Below are 17,053 nucleotides of genomic sequence, written 5' to 3' on the forward strand. Positions count from 1 at the left end.
GCTGATCAGAGAGGCGAGACAGGAATTCGAGTTACGCGACCCGGTCACATCCCCACCCCTCCCCGTCCCAGACCGGTTCGCGCGCGGCCAGCTCTCCCCCAAGGGCTGGCCGCAACTTTTTTGAGCCAGCCGGCGACTGCTGCAGCCTGATAACACAATCCAAGATCAGCGATGTCCCAAATCGACACGCGACGATTGATCGCGCGGAGACTGTGGTGCTAGAGTGCCTCTCCTTTAGCGCGAGGCATTGCTATGGGAATGAACCTCGATGCCGTGATCTATTTGCAGCGGAACGGGCATCTGACCGGCAGCAAGAACAGAATTCTCGATATCGGACCGCAGACCATCTATTTCGCGCGCGCCGAGCAGATCATGGAAATCGTCGAGCGCCTCGGACAGCCGCGTCCCGACGCAATGACCGTTGATCGGCTCGTCCACTTCTCAACGCCGAGAGCGGACGAAAGAACGACGATGCTTTCCGAGATCACGGATCTCGCAAACATCGAATATGAGGCGATCGATGTTTGTCCCGGGCTGAAGAACACCAACATCCTCGATCTCAACTTCGACGAACTTCCTTCGCGACTCCGCGGCCATTTCGACGTGGTTCTCAACTTCGGCACAACCGAGCACATCGTCAATCAGTGGAACTGTTTCGAAGTGATGCATGACGCCATGAAGGTCGGCGGTGTGATCTACCATCAGCTGCCAGCGAGCGGCTACCTCGACCACGGATACTTCTGCTACACGCCGCTCTTCTTCCGAGAGCTTGCCCAGGCCAACGGCTACGAGATCGAGTGCCTCGCAGTCACCCATGCGGGCGAAAACCGGATCGACGCTCTCGGCATCACTTGTCTCGCCGGCGATACGATGTTGAATGAGCCGGCCCATCTCGCCGACAACAATCGCGTCCCCCAGCTCAATCTGCACGTCGTCCTGCGGAAGACGATCGACCAGGCGTTCCGCCCCTCGCTCGAGATCGCCACGACCCACGGCCAACTGAGCGAAAGGATGCGAGCTCGCTACAGCGACCTCCTCCAGTTGCAGGATCGCGTCGAGGCGCTTCAGTCGGAGCTCGATAGAACCGTGAGCCCCCGCCTGATCCGCTGGCTGCAGAAGAACTACGCTCTGATGCGAGGGAGCGGGCGCGCGCCCGTCCGGCTGCCATAGCGAAAGGTGGCCTCCCGCTGCTCGCATTGTGATGCCAGAGAAGCGTAGCTGGCATCCGTGTCTGCCATCGGGCGCGGCTGCGACGCGTCACAGCGCGCGCCTCCGAGCTGCCTCTCGTCGATCACGATCTGCGTCTTGGACTACGCACGCACGCGCCCCCGGCCGCCCAGAGCAACGGTTAAAACATACCACATCGGTTCGCCATCGCGCGCAACAAAATCGACTTCAGATCGAATTCTGAGTTTGAAGTTCGGCGTCCTGCCGCCGGTCGCGGACGGTGAGAGGCACGGCATCGCTTCGCGTGAGGCCGTCTCGATGCGCAACTTTTTTTGGCCTTGCTTTGACGATACGTCGCAGGCGGGGCGCGGCAACGGCCGGCCAACCTTGTTTTCCCTCGACCGTCGGGTTTAGGTTGTCGGCATGATGATGATCCTGCGAAGCGCGACCTTGCTTGCCGCGGCCCTGACCCTGGCGAACTGCTGCATGTCCGGCACCGGCTGCTCGGGACCGCTGGCCTCGGCCGGCACACCTGCAGCCGCGCCGGCGATGGCCGCTACGCCCGCCGTGATTACCGCGCAGCCGGCGAGCGCTGCGGCCGACTGGGACGGCCGTGTCGCCACCTCCGACGCCGACACCGAGATGGTGGCGGAGCCGGACATCGGCACGCCGCGCAAAGGCGCCAAGCGCCGTGGCGACTCGCGGGTCGACGTGATGTCCGCGCAGTCGAGCTCCGGCTATCGCGGCCGGATGAGCTGGGAGGAGGAACAGGCGGCCGACCTCGCCGACGAGGCTCGCCTCAAGCAGAAGCTCACGATCTGCCGGAACTGCAGCGCAACGCAGTAAGCATTTGTCCGGCCGCAGTTTTCGGCTGGTCGCGACCGCGGCCCGGAACCGGCATGGTGCATGCGGCGACCGCGCGATTTCGGGCTTGCAGGCCTCGCTTTTGTCGGATTTCCTAATCAAACCTTGACGACTTGGTTCGTTCGCCAGATGCACGATTTGCGGGCTCGGCGGACAGCATTCTCTGCTCGAGTTTTTCGCCTCTCCCAGTTTTCGGGAGGAGCATCCGAAGCTTTTTCAATTTGGGTGGTTTCGTGATGAATCCGGTGACGCGCGACACCAGACGCTACCCCGAGAAGCTCAGCCCGAGCCCCGTCAAGGGCGCCCAGCCGATCGCGCTCGCCGCCGCGACGCTCGTGGTGCTGGTCGCGGGCATCGGCGGCATCATGTTGTGGCGTGCCTATGGCGGCGCGCCGGAAGCCGAGCGCGGCGCGGTGACGCGGCAGTTGCAGGCGCGCACGGTGCAGGCATCCGAGCAATTGGTGGAGAAGACCAAGGGCCTGGAGGCCACCCAGCAGGAATCGATCGATCAGTTGCAGATGATGCAGGAGCAACTGCAGAGCATGCGCCGCCTGCTCGCGGCCCAGCAGGCCGACACCAAGCGGCTGTCGGACCAGGTCTCGACCCTGAAGGACTCCATCGATGGCCTGCGCCAGTCTTTCGCCAGCACGCAGAGCTCGGAGCAGGCCGCGCCTGCTCCACGCAACCGCAGCATCCGCGCCCGCGCCCATGCCAGCCGCAGCAGCCATCGGCATCGTCGCAACCGATCCTGAGACGCCCGGTTCTGACGCCTGCTCGTAGAATTCCCGCCGAATTTTCCCGGGACCCTGTGAAGTGCTTCACAGATTGAAACCGGGAGTCACGCCATCCTGCCTGCACCGGATGGCGAGCCAATTTCAGGATGGCACAGGGCCAATTTCAATATCCGGGGCTGGCAAGGTCGTTGGCGCCATACTGCGCCGACGGCCTTGTTCTTTGTGGCGGCGCGTTCGACCGCCCGGAACGGATCCGACGGCCGCGGCTCTCCGGCTGGTGACTTGCTTTTCCCAGCCAATTCTCGGCTCAATGCGCCCTGAAGACGCAGAGGAGCCCCCATGTCCGCCGATCCAGCACTGACGTCCGATGTCATCGGGCTGACCACAGTCGCCCCCTTCTCACGCCGCGGCTTCATGACAGCGTCCGCTGCCGTGACGGCCGGCTACACGCTGGCTGCCGGCCCGGTGCGGGCCGAGGTCGTTACCACCGACACCAATGGCCTGAATGCCGGAGATGCGAAGATCAAGGTCGGCGACCGCGACATGCCGGCCTATTTCGCGCGCCCCGCCAGCGCCAGCAATCCACCCGTCGTGCTGGTCGCGATGGAGATCTTCGGCCTGCATCAGTACATCAAGGACGTGACGCGTCGTCTCGCCAAGCTCGGCGCGCTCGCCGTGGCGCCGGACTACTACTTCCGCAGCGGGACCGACCTCACCAAGATCACCGAGATCAAGGACCTGCTGCCGATCGTGAATGCCAAGCCCGACGCGGAGCTGCTGTCGGACCTCGACGCCACCGTGGCCTGGGCCAAGTCGCAGGGCGGCGACACCTCGCGTCTCGGCATCGTCGGCTTCTGCCGCGGCGGCCGCAACGTGTGGGAATATGCGGCGCATAGTTCGGCGCTGAAGGCGGGCGTTGCGTTCTACGGCCCGCTGATCGACCCGCCCAATCCCGCCTGGCCGAAGAGCCCGACGCAGCTTGCGCCGGAGATGAAGGCGCCCGTGCTCGGCCTCTACGGCGAAGCCGACACCGGCATTCCCGTCGCCAGCGTCGAGGCCATGAAGGCCGCGCTCGCCGCAAACAAGAAGACCGCCGAGTTCAAGATCTATCCCGGCGCGCCGCATGGCTTCCACGCCGATTACCGCCCCAGCTATCGCAAGGACGCCGCGGAGGACGGCTGGGCGCAGATGCAGGCCTGGTTCAAGAAATATGGCGTGCTGAGCTGACAGCCGCGGCCCGGGACGAGCGAACACGGAAGACTGCCCCGCGAGACTTCCCGCAAGTCGCTTGCCGGCTGTCGCTTGCGCTCATGCGGGCGCCGGACAGGCGGCTGTTAGCGCGGCCGACGATCGTCGCGACGAATCTTCGCCAGCTGCCTGCCGCCCTGCTCGAGCTCCCAGCCCATCCAGACCAGCGCGGCGCCCAGGCTGACGACGACGCCCATGAAGACAAACGTGAGTTCAGGGGATGTGAGTGTGTTCATCATGCCTGGATCCCATGCAAGCGTTGCGCCAGCTACTTCTCCGTGCCGCTCCGCCGATCGGAGCGGCAACAAATGGTCACGAGATGTCGTTAAGGCGAAGTGACCGGATCGGCCGGCCGCCTCGCCCAAGCTTCATTCACACACCTCGACGTTGCGATAGCGCCAGCCGTGCGCTGTCCGCACACGCTTGCGCGCGACGTAGCAGCCGCCGAGATCCTCGTAGGTGTACGGGTAGTAGTAGGGATAGCCTCCGTATCCGTAGTAGCCGGGATAGCCGAAGCCAAAGCCGAACCCGAGTCCGAAACCCGGGCCAAAGCCATGATGGCCGAAGCCATGATGGAAACCGCCCGGCCCGTGCGCCGACGCCATGCCCGGCATCATTGCCGCCGCAATCACGGCACCCGCCAACAATCCCATCAATCTCTTGCGCATCGATCCGTCTCCAAATTCAACCGGCATGAGAGCGTCAGTGTACTCCGGTGCTCCCAGCCGGAAGTCTCTAAGCCGGATTTGGAACGGCGCGCGGGCAAACCCGCTCACATCTGCGCGATCTCGATGTCGTTGCGTGACGTCTGGAGCGGCGGGCAACATTCAGCAACCACGACAGATGCTCTTCACCTTCCGGTCGACCGTGTTGTTCTCCTGCTGAATCTGCACATCGGTCGCATCACCGGTACGGTTCGGGCCTGTTGCTGCGGTCCCTCCGTCTCCTCCACGACCCATGCCGGTCGTGACAGCGGAATTGCTCGCCCCCGCCCCGCTCGCGCCGGAGCCGGACGATTGCGCCGTGCCCAGGCTGTTAGTCCCGTTGGCACCTGCCGCGCCCGGTTGCGATGACTGTGAGGGATTGCTGCCGCTTCCGGCGGTCCCGGTCGTGCCGGTGCCGGCGGCTCCCGCGCTCGGCGCGCCGCCGGCGCTCGCTCCACCGCCAGCGCCGCCCGCACCGCCGCCACCGCCTTGCGCGAACACCGCAGTGGCCGTGCCGAGGCCTGCAATCACGATCAAAGTGCTCAATGAAAACCTGGCCATGGGACCGTCTCCCTTTACACTTCAACCCGACCGGACGGACCGCGTTCCGGAACGAATGTTGATCGGAGAGGATTGATGGGGCGAGGAGAGCAAGGAGCCGTGCGCAAGCTGATCGCCTTTGACGAGGACACGTTCGACAAGCTCAAGCAGCTGGGCCGCGATCAGATGCTGAGTCTGCAGGACCTCGCCGACGAGGCGTTCATGGACCTGTTGGAAAAGCACGGCGTACCGGCGGATCTGAAGGACGCGCTGCGCAAGAGCGCTGCGGAGGATGGCAATGGCGCAGGCAAGCCTGCGCGCAAACGGAAGAACGAGCCCGACGACAAATCCAGAAACCAGTCGAAGCACAAACCGAAACAGAGGAGCAGGACATCAGCATGAGCACCGGCCCCGATCCGTTCGAACAGGGCGAGCGCGCCGCGCGCGAGAACATTCCGGCCGAGGCCAATCCCTATCAGGACGGCAGCGAACAGCATGCGCTGTGGGCGAGCGGCCACGAACGTGTCGCCAGCGCAGCGGAGGCAGGCGAGTCCGAAGGGACGTGAGGAATCTCCGACAGCTCCATCGGCCGTGATGTCTCAGCCGATCTTCTTCAGACCCTTGGTGTAGCGCGGTCCCTTGGCGACATAGGCCTTGGCCGCGATGCCCATGCGCTCGACCTGCGCCGGCTCCAGCGTGCGAACGACACGCGCGGGCGCACCGATGATCAGCGCGTATTCCGGAAAATCCTTGCCCTCGGTGATGATGGCGCCGGCGCCGACGACGCTGCCGCGGCGGATGTGCGCGCCGTTCATGATGATCGAGCCCATGCCGATCAGGGCGTCATCCTCGACCGTGCAGCCGTGCAGAATGACGTTGTGGCCAACGGTGACGTTGCGGCCGACGCGCAGCGGAAAGCCGGGATCGACGTGACAGGTGGCATTGTCCTGGATGTTGGAGCTCTCGCCGATCTCGATCCAGTCATTGTCGCCGCGGATCACCGCGCCGAACCAGACCGTGACCTCCTTGGCGAGCTTCACCCGACCGATCACGGTGGCATTGTCGGCAATGTAGTAGTTGCCGTCCGCCGGCAGCTCGGGCGCCTGCCCGTCGAGTTCGTAGATGGCCATCGAGGTCTCCCGTTCGCAGGCGACCTTGGCACAGCCCCCGGAGCGATTTCAAGCAAGCGCCCCGGCGGCGCCCGGCACGGGAACTAGGCCAGCACGCCCGCGGCGCGCAGCGTCATCACCACGAAGGTGCCGCACATCATGCTCCAGAAGCCGGCGATCACGGTCGCCAGCATCACGAACTCGAAGCGACGGCGCTCGATGCGGGCACCGCGCAGCGTGTTGCGCATGATGATGAAAGGCGCGGCGAACACCAGGAATGGCACCGCGGCGAACCGCCGGGGCGTGACGCCCTCCTGCAGCAGCTCGAAGCCCGGCGGACGTTCGGCATAGGCCTGGTAGCCGCTCGCCAAGGCGCCGGCCAAGGCGAAACCGATGAGGAGCGAGAACAGGGAATTGAACGCCTCTGCCGACATCGTACGCACTCACACACTTGCAAAACTGCCCGATGCTGGTTTGGCAAAAAGCGACCGCACCCGCCACATTATCCTTAAGGAAGGGTTAATGGCGGCCGCGGCCGGTGCGCGGCTCCCTGCAGGTAAGTTTCTGCAGAATGCCGCATCGCCGTGGCATAGTCGGCGCTGATTCGGTCCTTGAGATCCCCTGCCCGCCATGACGATGTTTTCGGTCCGCAGTGCCCGCCCTTCGAACGGACATGGCCACGCCGTGCCGATCATCCTGGGCTGCGTGCTGACGGCGGCCGCAGTCGCCCTCGTCGCCTACCTGCTCTGGCCCACCTGGCGCGCCAGCACCTTCAAGGGGCCCGAACGCCTGCCGGTCAGCATCGGCGGCACCGTGTTCAACGTGCCGGCGGCCGCCATCCGGGTGAAGATCCAGCGCCATACGGGGCCGCAGGAGCGCGTCGATCTCGGCTTCGAATATCCCTCGCTCACCCCGCCCGAGGCGCTGCATCACGTCAGCGCCGACCAGATCGACCAGGCGCCGCACCCGATCGATCGCATCTTCGTCTCGATATCGGCACATCACGACGCGATGTCGCCGGAGACGCGACTGAAGACGATCTATCCGCGCTATCTCAATCCGGCTGCCGTGCCGGTGCAGGACGGATTGAGCATGCGAAGCTTCCGCGCGGGCACAGCGTACGACATGGAGGATCTGTTCACGGCCGAGCAGCCTGTGCTGGTCGCCCGCTGCACGCGTGATGCCGCCACGCCGGGCATGTGCCTCAGCGAACGCCGCGTCGAAGGCGCGGATCTGACCTTCAGGTTTCCGCGCGGCTGGCTGTCACAGTGGCAGGACGTCGCCGCGGCCATGGAGCGGCTGACGGCGCAGATGCATGCGGTGAAGTAGTTGGTCGTAGCCCGGATGAGCGCAGCGACATCCGGGTTCTCCGGCACAACGTGTGACCCCGCATGTCGCTTACGCTCATGCGGGCTACGCGATGCGCGCCGTTCTACTTACTCACACGCTCCCCCCAGGGAGTTGACGGTCGGCGGATGAGCGTCGACACCTTGGCGAGGTTCTCGTGAATGCGCCCTCTCCCCTTGTGGGAGACGGCATGGAGGACCGAGCGGCAAACGCACTTGGGTGAGGGGTATCTCGCGACGAGCGCCGCTGGCGGAGAGAGACCCCTCAAGCGAGCCCATTGATAGGCCGGCGTCGCCCTCTCCCACAAGGGGAGAGGGCGCATTCACTGGCACCGCGCCTGATCGTGCATTCTCAAGCGTGGCGAGAGGATCTACTCCACCAGATCGTCTTCCAGGATCGCCATCTGGAATTGGAACGAGCGGTCGTCGTCCTCGTCGTCGACGAACAGAACGCCGATGAACTCTTCGCCGATATAGACTTCGGCGGAGTCTTCCTTCTTCGGCCGCGGCACCACACGGATCTTGGGATTGCCGAACACGCGCTTCAGATACGCGTCGAGCTTCCTGACTTCCTGAACGTCCACGGTGATCTCCAATCGACAGCGAGGTTTGCAGATGATGCGGACGCTACAGCGCGAACGTCCGTGTCCTTATGAATTCGACATGCCGGCCCAAGGATCGAGGCAAGACGAGCGGCGATGTCGAACGCACTGAAAGGGACGCCGTGGATCTCACATTCATTCCGCCAAGACAAACTCAAGACAAACGGCGGATCGTCAAATCCACAGACGCCGATGTGTTGGCACGAATTTCCCTGGATGAGAAGGTCTTGACTTCGCTGTCGACGGAGGCGCTCGCGGCTCAGATCCCGATCGCGTTGATCATCTGATCCATGGTGCGCGACGGCTCCGCACAACCGGCCTCGCCGACGATCTTCGCCGGCACGCCTGCGACGGTGACGTTGTTCGGCACCGGCTTCACGACGACCGAGCCGGCGGCAATGCGCGCGCAATGACCGACCTCGATGTTGCCGAGCACCTTGGCGCCGGCGCCGATCAGCACGCCATGACGAATCTTGGGGTGCCGATCCTCGTTCTCCTTGCCGGTGCCGCCGAGCGTCACGCCATGCAGAATCGAAACGTTGTCCTCGATGATGGCCGTCTCGCCGCAGACGAAGCCGGTGGCGTGATCGAGGAAGATGCCGCGGCCGATGCGCGCCGCCGGATTGATGTCGGTCTGGAACACGGCCGAGGAGCGGCTCTGCAGATAGAACGCGAAATCCTTGCGGCTGTTGCGAAACAGCCAATGCGCCAGCCGGTGCGTCTGCAGCGCGTGGAAGCCCTTGAAGTAGAGCAGCGGATCGATGAAGCGCGAGGTGGCGGGATCGCGATCGTAGACGGCGACGAGATCGGCGCGGAACGCATGGCCGAGGTCCGGCTCGGCGCGCAGCGCGTCGTTGAAGGTCTGGCGGATCAGGTCGCCCGACAGCGCGGAATGATCGAGACGGTCGGCGACGCGGTGCACGACCGAATCCTCGAGCCGGCCGTGGTGCAGGACGGTTGAATAGATGAAGGTCGCGAGCTCGGGCTCGCGGCGCACGATCTCTTCTGCCTCGTGGCGGATCCGATCCCAGATCGGATCAAGCGTCGCCAGCTTGCTGCCCTGCTGCGGATTGGTCTGATGCATAGCCATGGCTGCTTCTCGCAGTTTCAGTGGGCGGGGCTTATAGCACGGCGCATGGAACGATGTCCTCTGCAGGAGGCGCGAGGCCGGCGATCCATTCCAGCCAGCCTGCCTCCCAGAAAACACGGGATTGAGACATTTTACGTCCCGCCGATGACGTCCCGGTTGCGCCGCCATGCCATTCGGCACCGCGTCGGTTCAAAGTGGGCAGCAGGAACCCGAAATCAAGGTGGGCCTCGGGGGTAGCAATCGGTTCCGGCACCTGGGGTACTCTGCGGGAGGGCGGAAGGGACGGATACCGGCGGCTGCGGCAAAAAGGAACCACCCGGGGACAGAAGGCCGGCCATTCCCCCGTTCGATCACGGGAGCGGCTTTACCATCCATCGCTCTGCGTCTACTAGTGAATATCGCCCTGACCATATTTCGGCCACGGTGCTCCTGATCGGGGGACACGGGTATCAGTAACACTCAGATCCTGGACGAACGCGCAACCGAGGCCGGATTGGCCTGGCTCCCCGTCATCGTCATCCCGCTCTTCCTCGTCGCGCCGGCGCTGTGGAACGGCTACCCGCTGCTGCAGTGGGACACCGGCGGCTATCTCGCGCGCTGGTACGAAGGCTATCTGGTGCCGAGCCGCTCGACCGTGTTCGGGCTCTATCTGCATTTTGGCGAGGGCTCGAGCTTCTGGCTCAATCTCGGCCTGCAGGCGCTGGCGACGCTCTGGATCCTGCAGCTCACCTTGCGCGTGCTGGGGCTGGCCCAGCCGCTGCGCCTGCTCTGGATCGGCCTGCTGCTGATCCTGACCACCGCCCTGCCCTGGCTCGCCAGCATGCTGCTGACCGACATCTTCGCCGGCCTGTCGGTGCTGGCGCTCTACATCATGGTCGCGCACGCACGCCGGATCTCCATGCTGGAAAGATGCGCGCTGTTCGGCTTCGTGGCCTTCGCCTCCGCCACCCACAGCGCCACGCTCGGCGTGCTGTTCGGCCTGTGCTGCGCCGGCTGGATCGGCTATCCCTGGCTGCGCCGGCAGATCGCGCTCTCCGGCCTGGTCCAGGCCAGCATGACGATCGTCGCGGGTGCGGCGATGCTGCTCGCAGCCAACTTTGCCCTGTCCGGCCAGTTCGCGTGGACGCCGGGCGGCACCGGGGTCGCCTTCGGCCGCATGCTCCAGGACGGCATCGTGGCGCAATATCTGAAGGACCATTGCGCCCGCGAGAAGCTGAAGCTCTGCCCCTATCGCAACGAGCTGCCGCCCACCGCCGACGACTTCCTCTGGGGCAACAGCATGTTCAACAAGCTCGGCCGCTTCGAGGGCATGAACGACGAGATGGGCTTCATCGTGAAGCGGTCGCTCGCGGCCTACCCGCTGTGGCAGGCCAGGGCCGCCGCGGTCGCCACCGCCGAGCAGTTGATGCATGTGGCGACCGGCGAAGGCACCAATGGCTGGCTGCCGCATACCTATGGCATCATCGAGCGCTACGTCCCCTCGCAGCTCAAGAAGATGCGCGCCGCACACCAGCAGCATTGGGACATCAATTTCGCCGACGTCAACTGGCTGCACGTGCCGGTCGCGCTGGCCTCGATGCTGGCGGCGGCGGCGATCGCGGCGCACGCGATCTGGCGCCGGCGGCGCGACGATGTGGCTTTGCTCGCCAGCACCGTGACCCTGGCGCTGCTGGGCAATGCCCTGATCTGCGGTGTCATCTCCGGCCCGCACGACCGCTACGGCGCGCGGATGGTGTGGATCGCCACCTTCACCGCGCTGATCGCCGCGGCAAGGTGGTTCAGCGGCGAGCGCGTGGACGGCTCGGCGGAACGCCTCCCGTAGCCCGCTTGAGCGGCAGCCGAGCCCAGAGGGCGAAGGCGGGAGCGACATGCGGGTTCACACGCGCCGCTCGGAAAACCCGGGGTCGCTGCGCTCGCCCGGGCTACGGCTTCAGCGCCGTGACAGGAAGTCGACGACCCCGGCCTTGTAGACCTTGTCGCCGACAGCGCGCATGTGATCGCGACTGGGGATGTCGAGCACTTCGGCACCGGGGATGAGCGCGCCGAGCGCCGGACCCGAGCCCGACACCTCGTCGGTGGTGCCGACCGCCACCAGCACCGGCACCGCGATGCGGCCGGCGTCCTCGCGCGAGATCAGGCCGCGCGAGCCGCGCATGCAGGCGGCCAGCGCCAGGCGGTCGGAGCGGGTCTGGTCGGCGAAGGCGCGGAAGGTGCGGCCCACGGGATCGGTCACGTCGTCGATCGACGGCGCCTCGAGCGCGACGGCGACGTTCTCGCCGGGACCGCCGCCTTCGATCATCGCCATGCCGATGCCACCGAAGATCGCCGAACGCAGCCGCTCGGGCGCGGTCAGCGCGATATGTGCGGCGATGCGGCCGCCGAGCGAGTAGCCCATCACGTCGGCGCTGGCGAGGCCGAGATGATCCATCAGCGCCGTGACGTCGCTCGCCATCGCCGCGATCGAATACAGCGCGGGGTCGTACAGCTTGCCCGAATCGCCATGGCCGCGATTGTCGAGCGCGATCACTCGGCGGCCGTCCTTGCGCAGCTCGGAGGTCCAGGCCGGGTAGACCCAGTTGACGTTCTTGCTCGACGCAAAGCCATGGACGAGCACGATCGGATCGCCCTCCCCCTCATCGATGAAGGCAATTTCAACGGCGCCGTTGTGAAAGCTCGGCATCGGTCGCGAATCCCGGAACGCTGGAGTGAAGCTGGTCGGACGAAGTCTAGATCATGATGCGATTCCACGGAATCGCATCATGATCTTATCCCTTTGTTTGAGCATGATCTTTTCGGAAAACCGGCTTCCACTTTTCCGGATCATGCTCTAGCCGCAGGACGCGGTTGCGGCCAGTTCGGGAGCGGCGGACGCGGCCTGCATCCGGCGCAGGCGGCGCCGCCGGCTCCGGTCGAGCCAGGCCTGGGTGGCCCGCTCGGTCATCGCCTTCAGCGATGCGACGAAGCTGAGCAGCGTCATCAGCGCGCCGAACAGCCAGAGCGCGAGATTGAATGCCCCCGCGGTCAGCAGCAGCGCGCCGCGGCCGAGCAGCTTCAGGATCGCGCGCGTCTGGCCGCCCTTGGCCTCGGCGAGCCGCGCCGCGCGGGCGATGTCCTTCGGCCCTTCGGCGAGCTTGAGCGAATCCAGTGCGCCGCGCGTGCCGGCCTTCTCAGTGATGCGGCCGACATCCTTGGCGAGCCGCACCAGCGCGCCGGCCTTCTCGGCGCGGAACGCCGCGCGGATCGCGGTCGCGGTCTGGCCAGGACGAAGCACCGAGCCCGAGGCCACCGCCTGCTGCAACAGCGGCGCATCGACCACATCCCGCGCCGAGCGTCCGGCCCAGGCGGCGAGCCCCTCGCCGAGCCGGCCGACCTTTCGCGCATCCTTCACCAGCGTCAGCCCGGCCCGCACCGGCGCGGCAGTGCCTGCCGAGGCATAGGTCGCGGCAGTGACGGCAAGGCCGGCCGTGGCCAGGCCCAGCACCAGGCGGTCGGTCTCCTCGCCCATCACCAGATGCTTGCCTTCGCGCACCGCGTCGCGGATGTCGCCGAACACGAAGAGGTCGCCAGCCACGGTGCCGGACAAGCTCGCGACGTCGTCGGCCTGGCCGGTGACGAGCCCGGTCGCGAACCGCTTGGCGACGCTGGTCGGTGCCTTCTCGGCGGCCGCCGCATCGCTCACGCGCTGCACCAGCGCGTCATCGAGTGTCACCTGATGATCCCGCGCGAGCGCAACGAAGCTCTCGGCGAGATCGGGATCGCCGGCTTCGAGCGCATCCTTGATGCCGCTGGTGATGCGCGCCGGATCGGTCTGCAGTACGGAGGCGACCTGAAGCTCCGACAGCCTCGCCGGATCATCCTGCGCAGCGACGATGGCTCCGGCCCCATAGGCGTGCGGCCATATCGCAGCGCCGACCGCGGCGCTGACGGCAAGCCCGGCCAGCGCCAGACTGAGTCCCAGCTTGATTCGCTTCGAGATCACGCCGCCTTCACGTTTTCGCGGGGTCGATGCGAAGAGACATAGTAATTTCCATGCCTGACACAACGGCCTCGACGAAAGAAGGGCTTCTCGGCGGCCCTGAGTTTGTGTCGAATCCACAAGCCACAACATAACGGCGTGCGTTGCATCAAACGCGGGTTCCCAGCACTAGGAATTGGCATCAAGGCTCAGTATGGTCGCGCCGTTTTCGACGCGTGCGGCCGTGCGACCTCAGTCCCGTCCTGTTCCGTCGTGCTGACCGCATACGCTCCCGTTGCCACGCGAGGTAATACCGATGGCCGATAACATCGTCCCGCATTTCAACAACGATGCCGGTGTCCCCGTCATCGAGATCGGCTCGCATGAGTTCATGTGCGTGGGCGCCAATCCGCCGTTCGATCATCCGCACGTGTTCCTCGATCTCGGCAACGACAAGGAGATCATCTGCCCGTATTGCTCGACGCTGTACCGCTATGCGCCGGACCTCGCCGCCGGCGAGGCGCGGCCCCCGGAATGCGTGCTGAAGGACGTCGCCTGATCGGCGTGTCGTGGCATCGCGTACCGTCTATGTGGCGGGAGCCGGGATCGGCGGCCTGACGGCCGCGCTCGCGCTCGCCACCAAGGGCTTCCGCGTCGTCGTGCTGGAGAAGGCCGAACGGCTCGAGGAGGTCGGCGCCGGCCTGCAGCTGTCGCCCAATGCCAGCCGGATCCTGCTCGACCTCGGCCTCGGGCCGCGGCTGACCGCGCGCGCGGTGGTGCCGGACGCCGTCAGCATCATGAGCGCGCGGGCCGGCGGCGAGATCGCCCGCCTGCCGCTCGGCGAGGCCGCGAGCCAGGCAGCGGGCGCGCCCTATTGGGTGATCCACCGCGCCGACCTGCAGGCGGCGCTGGCCGCGGAGGTGATGGCGCATCCGGACGTCGAGCTGCGGCTCGGCTGCCAGTTCGAGGACGTCGTCGCCCACGCCAAGGGCCTCACCGTGGTGCATCGCCGCGGCAATGAGCGCCGCCAGGACGTGGCGCTGGCGCTGATCGGCGCCGACGGCGTGTGGTCGACGGTCCGGCACCATCTGTTTCCGCAGGTCCGCGCCGAGTTCTCCGGCCTGATCGCCTGGCGCGGCACGCTCGACGCCCGGCAATTGCCGCGCGAACTGACCGCCGCGCGGGTGCAGCTCTGGATGGGTCCCGCGGCCCATCTCGTCGCCTATCCGATCTCGGCTGGCCGGCAGGTCAATGTGGTTGCGGTGGTACCGGGCACCTGGAACCGGCCGGGCTGGAGCACGGAGGGCGATCCGGGCGAGCTGAAGGCGGCGTTCGCGCCGCCGCGCTGGCCGGCGACGTCGCGGCTGCTGCTCAATGCGGTCGACGGCTGGCGCAAATGGGCGCTGTTCGGCGTCCCCGAAGGCATCGAATGGACCGAGGGCAGCGTCGCGCTGCTCGGCGACGCCGCGCACGCCATGCTGCCGTTTGCGGCGCAAGGCGCGGGAATGGCGATCGAGGATGCGGTGGTGCTGGCCAAGAGCCTGAGCGAGGCGCGCCCGGACGGTCCCGGCGCGATCCCGGCTGCGCTGAAACGCTACGCCAAGCTGCGCCGCCCGCGCGTCGGCCAGGTGCAGCGCACCGCGCGCAACCAGGGCCGGCTCTATCACATGACCGGACCGCTGGCGCTGGCCCGCGATCTCAGCATCAAGGCGCTCGGCCCGCAGCGCCTGTCGGCGCGGCAGAGCTGGATCTACGACTGGCGGCCGTAGGCGGAGAGCGCCGTCTCAGTAGACCGAGCCATCCCGCGGCAGGGTCGACGGCGTGCCCGCACCGGAGGCCATCGGCCGCGCGGGGCGCGCCGCCGGCTTGACCGGCCTCCCAGGCTTGGCGGCCGCCGGCTGCGGCGCCGGAGTTTCCTGGCACTTGTTGCGGCGCCAGGCCTCTTCGGCGAACTGGGTCTGGCCTCGGATCGCGATATAGTCGTTGCGATAGGCGACCTCGGCCACCACCGCGCCGCCGGCTCCGGTCTCCGCCTTGGCCATCAGGCCCTGCAGCTCGGCCGCGCGCCCGGCGAGCGCCTTGCGCTCGGCCTCGAGCTGCTTGCAGTCATAGAGCTCGTACTTGGCCGGATCCGCGAAGGCGGTCGACACACTGTCGCTCATGCCGGCGCAGCCCGACAGCAGCGATCCCACCCCGAGCAGTCCCGCGGCCAGCGCGACGCGAAGCCGATCGCTGGTCATGCAGCCCCGATCGTGCAGCGGCCGCGAGCCATGGGGTCGATCTTGGGCTCGATCTTGGGCCGATCGGTCGCGGACATCGGCCCGAACGGCGGCAGCATTCGCCTCTGCGATGGTCTTCGGATTCGTCACGCTCACCTCGCTCAACGACTGGTCCGCAAGGCACGCGGATCCGAATCGTTTTCTCGTGATGGGTCCGTGCCTTACAACGGCCGCTTCGTCCATGTCTTGCACCAGATGATCCCAGACCTGACAAAGCGCTTCAGCGCGAAGGCAATCTCAAAGCAGCTGGTGACGGCCGGATTGAGGCTTTACCAAGGCGCTCGCGCTGGCTTAAGCAGAGGATGAGCTTTGGAGTCAAAGTGCAACTCGTCCGGCGTCGCCGGATGATGCGTCAGGTCTCCAAGATCAAAGCGCGGACGTGGCGGAATCGGTAGACGCAAGGGACTTAAAATCCCTCGATGGCAACGTCGTGTGGGTTCGAGTCCCACCGTCCGCACCAGCCCTGTGCACGCCTCGCTCGACTGCCCTGCCCGGCTCAGTTCAGCGCCGCCAGCCGCTCCAGCTCGGCGAGATCGGTGACCTCCAGCCTGCCCTCCGCGATCGTCAGGATCTTGCGATCGCGAAACAGCGCGAGCACGCGGCTGACATGGACCGAGGTCACGCCGACGGCGTCGGCGATGTGCTGCTGCTTCAAGGGAAACGGATAGCGGTGGTGCTGGACCACGCCGTCCACCGCGACCCGCCGCATCAGGCTGAGCAGCAGATGCGCGATCCGGCGCTCGGCCGGACGCTGGCCGAGCACGGTGATGAGCTCGTAGGAGGCTCGACCGTTGTCGCCGAGCGAGCGGAACACCTCCATCATGACCAGCTCGTCGGCACGGCACTGCTTGCGGACCTCCTCGCCATCGAGCCGGCTGACCTGGACCTGGGTCAAGGCCTTGGCCGAAAAGCTCATGCCTTTGGCGAAGATCGCCGCCGGCGAGAAGATGTCGCCCGGCAGCAGGAAGCGCAGGATCTGGCGGCCGCCATCCGACAACTGGATGTAACGGAATGCCCAGCCGCTGCAGAGCACGAGCACGTCGTCGCGCGCCTCGCTCTGGCATTTGATCTGCTGGCCGGCCCGGACGCTGAAGAACTGCTGATTGAGCCGCGGCAGCGCCGACTGCGCCCGGCAGGCCCTGAACAGCGCGGCACAGAATCCGGAATCGACGTGGGTGCAGGAGACGCAGCAGCCGGCGAGATCGGGTTCTGATCGCAGCATCAAGGGGTGCGCGCGCTTCCGTCCCGCCGACCCGGATTCGTCATCCGGTCATCGGGACGCTGTGGCGGTCGATCGGGGGCGGCGGATGCCGAAGCCTTCGACCTGCGTCGCAGCTAAAATGGAACCGGTCCGCAGCGATATAACCTGGATTAATCATGCGGCTGAAAGTCGCCCATCCGTCCCGACGGCCGTC

At 66.2% G+C, this 17,053-nt stretch carries 21 protein-coding genes and 1 tRNA gene; 11 read left to right on the plus strand and 11 right to left on the minus strand.

Annotated elements, in window-relative coordinates; all coding sequences use genetic code 11:
• Nucleotides 1-258: 258 nt before the first annotated feature.
• From ACQR1F_RS09950 to ACQR1F_RS09965, 4 genes are all read left to right on the plus strand, one after another.
• Entirely contained in the window at nt 259-1,170 is a 912-nt protein-coding gene (locus tag ACQR1F_RS09950; protein ID WP_434890700.1) for a hypothetical protein, read from the plus strand.
• 420 nt (nt 1,171-1,590) lie between these two features.
• Nucleotides 1,591-2,013, plus strand: a complete 423-nt coding sequence (locus ACQR1F_RS09955) for a hypothetical protein (RefSeq protein WP_434890701.1) — start codon at nt 1,591-1,593, stop codon at nt 2,011-2,013.
• A 254-nt stretch (nt 2,014-2,267) separates the two neighbouring features.
• Nucleotides 2,268-2,783, plus strand: coding sequence for a hypothetical protein (locus ACQR1F_RS09960; protein ID WP_315801066.1), 516 nt, complete (start codon nt 2,268-2,270; stop codon nt 2,781-2,783).
• Nucleotides 2,784-3,179: 396 nt separating this feature from the next.
• A complete protein-coding gene (locus ACQR1F_RS09965) occupies nt 3,180-3,992 on the plus strand; it encodes a dienelactone hydrolase family protein (RefSeq protein ID WP_410051410.1) in 813 nt (270 codons plus the stop codon).
• Between the two features lie 107 nt (nt 3,993-4,099).
• On the opposite strand, the gene ACQR1F_RS09970 is transcribed toward ACQR1F_RS09965, so the two are convergent.
• The 3 genes from ACQR1F_RS09970 to ACQR1F_RS09980 all read right to left on the minus strand — a co-directional run bounded on the left by ACQR1F_RS09970 (nt 4,100) and on the right by ACQR1F_RS09980 (nt 5,278).
• Nucleotides 4,100-4,252, minus strand: a complete 153-nt coding sequence (locus ACQR1F_RS09970) for a hypothetical protein (protein ID WP_434913011.1) — start codon at nt 4,250-4,252, stop codon at nt 4,100-4,102.
• Between the two features lie 129 nt (nt 4,253-4,381).
• On the minus strand, nt 4,382-4,681 hold the full coding sequence (locus tag ACQR1F_RS09975) for a hypothetical protein (protein WP_315801068.1): 300 nt from the start codon (nt 4,679-4,681) through the stop codon (nt 4,382-4,384).
• A 159-nt stretch (nt 4,682-4,840) separates the two neighbouring features.
• Nucleotides 4,841-5,278 (minus strand): hypothetical protein, encoded by a 438-nt coding sequence (locus ACQR1F_RS09980; protein ID WP_434892399.1) that lies wholly within the window; start codon nt 5,276-5,278, stop codon nt 4,841-4,843.
• A gap of 75 nt (nt 5,279-5,353) precedes the next feature.
• Between ACQR1F_RS09980 and ACQR1F_RS09985 the strand changes: the two genes are divergently transcribed.
• Nucleotides 5,354-5,659 (plus strand): hypothetical protein, encoded by a 306-nt coding sequence (locus ACQR1F_RS09985; RefSeq protein ID WP_434907075.1) that lies wholly within the window; start codon nt 5,354-5,356, stop codon nt 5,657-5,659.
• Nucleotides 5,656-5,823 (plus strand): hypothetical protein, encoded by a 168-nt coding sequence (locus tag ACQR1F_RS09990; protein ID WP_434912943.1) that lies wholly within the window; start codon nt 5,656-5,658, stop codon nt 5,821-5,823. The genes ACQR1F_RS09985 and ACQR1F_RS09990 overlap by 4 nt, the downstream gene beginning before the upstream one ends.
• A 33-nt stretch (nt 5,824-5,856) precedes the next feature.
• Here the strand turns inward: ACQR1F_RS09990 and ACQR1F_RS09995 are convergent, their stop codons facing one another.
• Both ACQR1F_RS09995 and ACQR1F_RS10000 read right to left on the minus strand, forming a co-directional pair.
• Nucleotides 5,857-6,387 carry a gamma carbonic anhydrase family protein gene (locus tag ACQR1F_RS09995; protein WP_315801072.1) on the minus strand — a complete coding sequence of 177 codons (531 nt, stop codon included), beginning with the start codon at nt 6,385-6,387 and terminating at the stop codon, nt 5,857-5,859.
• A gap of 83 nt (nt 6,388-6,470) precedes the next feature.
• Complete coding sequence (locus ACQR1F_RS10000) at nt 6,471-6,800, minus strand: DUF6949 family protein (RefSeq protein ID WP_009027540.1); 330 nt, start codon at nt 6,798-6,800, stop codon at nt 6,471-6,473.
• Nucleotides 6,801-6,996: 196 nt separating this feature from the next.
• On the opposite strand from ACQR1F_RS10000, the gene ACQR1F_RS10005 reads away from it, so the two are divergent.
• On the plus strand, nt 6,997-7,695 hold the full coding sequence (locus ACQR1F_RS10005; protein WP_315801073.1) for a hypothetical protein: 699 nt from the start codon (nt 6,997-6,999) through the stop codon (nt 7,693-7,695).
• Nucleotides 7,696-8,083: 388 nt separating this feature from the next.
• Here the strand turns inward: ACQR1F_RS10005 and ACQR1F_RS10010 are convergent, their stop codons facing one another.
• Together ACQR1F_RS10010 and cysE are read right to left on the minus strand one after the other, a co-directional pair.
• Entirely contained in the window at nt 8,084-8,296 is a 213-nt protein-coding gene (locus tag ACQR1F_RS10010) for a DUF3126 family protein (protein WP_006611186.1), read from the minus strand.
• 277 nt (nt 8,297-8,573) lie between these two features.
• Nucleotides 8,574-9,404, minus strand: a complete 831-nt coding sequence (gene cysE, locus ACQR1F_RS10015) for a serine O-acetyltransferase (RefSeq protein WP_434895352.1) — start codon at nt 9,402-9,404, stop codon at nt 8,574-8,576.
• Nucleotides 9,405-9,897: 493 nt separating this feature from the next.
• Between cysE and ACQR1F_RS10020 the strand changes: the two genes are divergently transcribed.
• Nucleotides 9,898-11,226, plus strand: coding sequence for a hypothetical protein (locus tag ACQR1F_RS10020; protein WP_410053150.1), 1,329 nt, complete (start codon nt 9,898-9,900; stop codon nt 11,224-11,226).
• A 108-nt stretch (nt 11,227-11,334) separates the two neighbouring features.
• Here the strand turns inward: ACQR1F_RS10020 and ACQR1F_RS10025 are convergent, their stop codons facing one another.
• Nucleotides 11,335-12,084 carry an alpha/beta fold hydrolase gene (locus ACQR1F_RS10025; RefSeq protein WP_434886606.1) on the minus strand — a complete coding sequence of 250 codons (750 nt, stop codon included), beginning with the start codon at nt 12,082-12,084 and terminating at the stop codon, nt 11,335-11,337.
• Nucleotides 12,085-12,231: 147 nt separating this feature from the next.
• Nucleotides 12,232-13,383, minus strand: coding sequence for a hypothetical protein (locus tag ACQR1F_RS10030; protein ID WP_434912944.1), 1,152 nt, complete (start codon nt 13,381-13,383; stop codon nt 12,232-12,234).
• A 292-nt stretch (nt 13,384-13,675) separates the two neighbouring features.
• Between ACQR1F_RS10030 and ACQR1F_RS10035 the strand changes: the two genes are divergently transcribed.
• On the plus strand, nt 13,676-13,918 hold the full coding sequence (locus ACQR1F_RS10035) for a zinc-finger domain-containing protein (protein WP_315714692.1): 243 nt from the start codon (nt 13,676-13,678) through the stop codon (nt 13,916-13,918).
• Nucleotides 13,919-13,928: 10 nt separating this feature from the next.
• Nucleotides 13,929-15,128 (plus strand): FAD-dependent monooxygenase, encoded by a 1,200-nt coding sequence (locus ACQR1F_RS10040; protein ID WP_434912945.1) that lies wholly within the window; start codon nt 13,929-13,931, stop codon nt 15,126-15,128.
• Between the two features lie 15 nt (nt 15,129-15,143).
• Here the strand turns inward: ACQR1F_RS10040 and ACQR1F_RS10045 are convergent, their stop codons facing one another.
• Nucleotides 15,144-15,599: a hypothetical protein gene (locus ACQR1F_RS10045; protein ID WP_315801077.1), complete on the minus strand. Its 456-nt coding sequence runs from the start codon at nt 15,597-15,599 to the stop codon at nt 15,144-15,146.
• Nucleotides 15,600-16,011: 412 nt separating this feature from the next.
• Between ACQR1F_RS10045 and ACQR1F_RS10050 the strand changes: the two genes are divergently transcribed.
• A tRNA-Leu gene (locus tag ACQR1F_RS10050) sits at nt 16,012-16,098 on the plus strand.
• 36 nt (nt 16,099-16,134) lie between these two features.
• Here the strand turns inward: ACQR1F_RS10050 and ACQR1F_RS10055 are convergent.
• Nucleotides 16,135-16,860, minus strand: a complete 726-nt coding sequence (locus tag ACQR1F_RS10055; RefSeq protein ID WP_315801078.1) for a Crp/Fnr family transcriptional regulator — start codon at nt 16,858-16,860, stop codon at nt 16,135-16,137.
• Nucleotides 16,861-17,053: the final 193 nt, after the last annotated feature.

The organism is Bradyrhizobium sp. HKCCYLS3013 (assembly GCF_051167615.1).
GTDB lineage: Bacteria > Pseudomonadota > Alphaproteobacteria > Rhizobiales > Xanthobacteraceae > Bradyrhizobium.

What these genes read in the sequence shown, in the direction of transcription:
- ACQR1F_RS10045 (WP_315801077.1), bottom strand. Translation starts at nt 15,599, where the DNA reads ATGACCAGCGATCGGCTTCGCGTCGCGCTGGCCGCGGGACTGCTCGGG.
- ACQR1F_RS09975 (WP_315801068.1), bottom strand. Translation starts at nt 4,681, where the DNA reads ATGCGCAAGAGATTGATGGGATTGTTGGCGGGTGCCGTGATTGCGGCG.
- ACQR1F_RS09970 (WP_434913011.1), bottom strand. Translation starts at nt 4,252, where the DNA reads ATGATGAACACACTCACATCCCCTGAACTCACGTTTGTCTTCATGGGC.
- ACQR1F_RS09985 (WP_434907075.1), top strand. Translation starts at nt 5,354, where the DNA reads ATGGGGCGAGGAGAGCAAGGAGCCGTGCGCAAGCTGATCGCCTTTGAC.
- cysE (WP_434895352.1), bottom strand. Translation starts at nt 9,404, where the DNA reads ATGGCTATGCATCAGACCAATCCGCAGCAGGGCAGCAAGCTGGCGACG.
- ACQR1F_RS10005 (WP_315801073.1), top strand. Translation starts at nt 6,997, where the DNA reads ATGACGATGTTTTCGGTCCGCAGTGCCCGCCCTTCGAACGGACATGGC.
- ACQR1F_RS10035 (WP_315714692.1), top strand. Translation starts at nt 13,676, where the DNA reads ATGGCCGATAACATCGTCCCGCATTTCAACAACGATGCCGGTGTCCCC.
- ACQR1F_RS09990 (WP_434912943.1), top strand. Translation starts at nt 5,656, where the DNA reads ATGAGCACCGGCCCCGATCCGTTCGAACAGGGCGAGCGCGCCGCGCGC.
- ACQR1F_RS09955 (WP_434890701.1), top strand. Translation starts at nt 1,591, where the DNA reads ATGATGATGATCCTGCGAAGCGCGACCTTGCTTGCCGCGGCCCTGACC.
- ACQR1F_RS09965 (WP_410051410.1), top strand. Translation starts at nt 3,180, where the DNA reads ATGACAGCGTCCGCTGCCGTGACGGCCGGCTACACGCTGGCTGCCGGC.
- ACQR1F_RS09960 (WP_315801066.1), top strand. Translation starts at nt 2,268, where the DNA reads ATGAATCCGGTGACGCGCGACACCAGACGCTACCCCGAGAAGCTCAGC.
- ACQR1F_RS10055 (WP_315801078.1), bottom strand. Translation starts at nt 16,860, where the DNA reads ATGCTGCGATCAGAACCCGATCTCGCCGGCTGCTGCGTCTCCTGCACC.
- ACQR1F_RS09995 (WP_315801072.1), bottom strand. Translation starts at nt 6,387, where the DNA reads ATGGCCATCTACGAACTCGACGGGCAGGCGCCCGAGCTGCCGGCGGAC.
- ACQR1F_RS10000 (WP_009027540.1), bottom strand. Translation starts at nt 6,800, where the DNA reads ATGTCGGCAGAGGCGTTCAATTCCCTGTTCTCGCTCCTCATCGGTTTC.
- ACQR1F_RS09980 (WP_434892399.1), bottom strand. Translation starts at nt 5,278, where the DNA reads ATGGCCAGGTTTTCATTGAGCACTTTGATCGTGATTGCAGGCCTCGGC.
- ACQR1F_RS10025 (WP_434886606.1), bottom strand. Translation starts at nt 12,084, where the DNA reads ATGCCGAGCTTTCACAACGGCGCCGTTGAAATTGCCTTCATCGATGAG.
- ACQR1F_RS09950 (WP_434890700.1), top strand. Translation starts at nt 259, where the DNA reads ATGAACCTCGATGCCGTGATCTATTTGCAGCGGAACGGGCATCTGACC.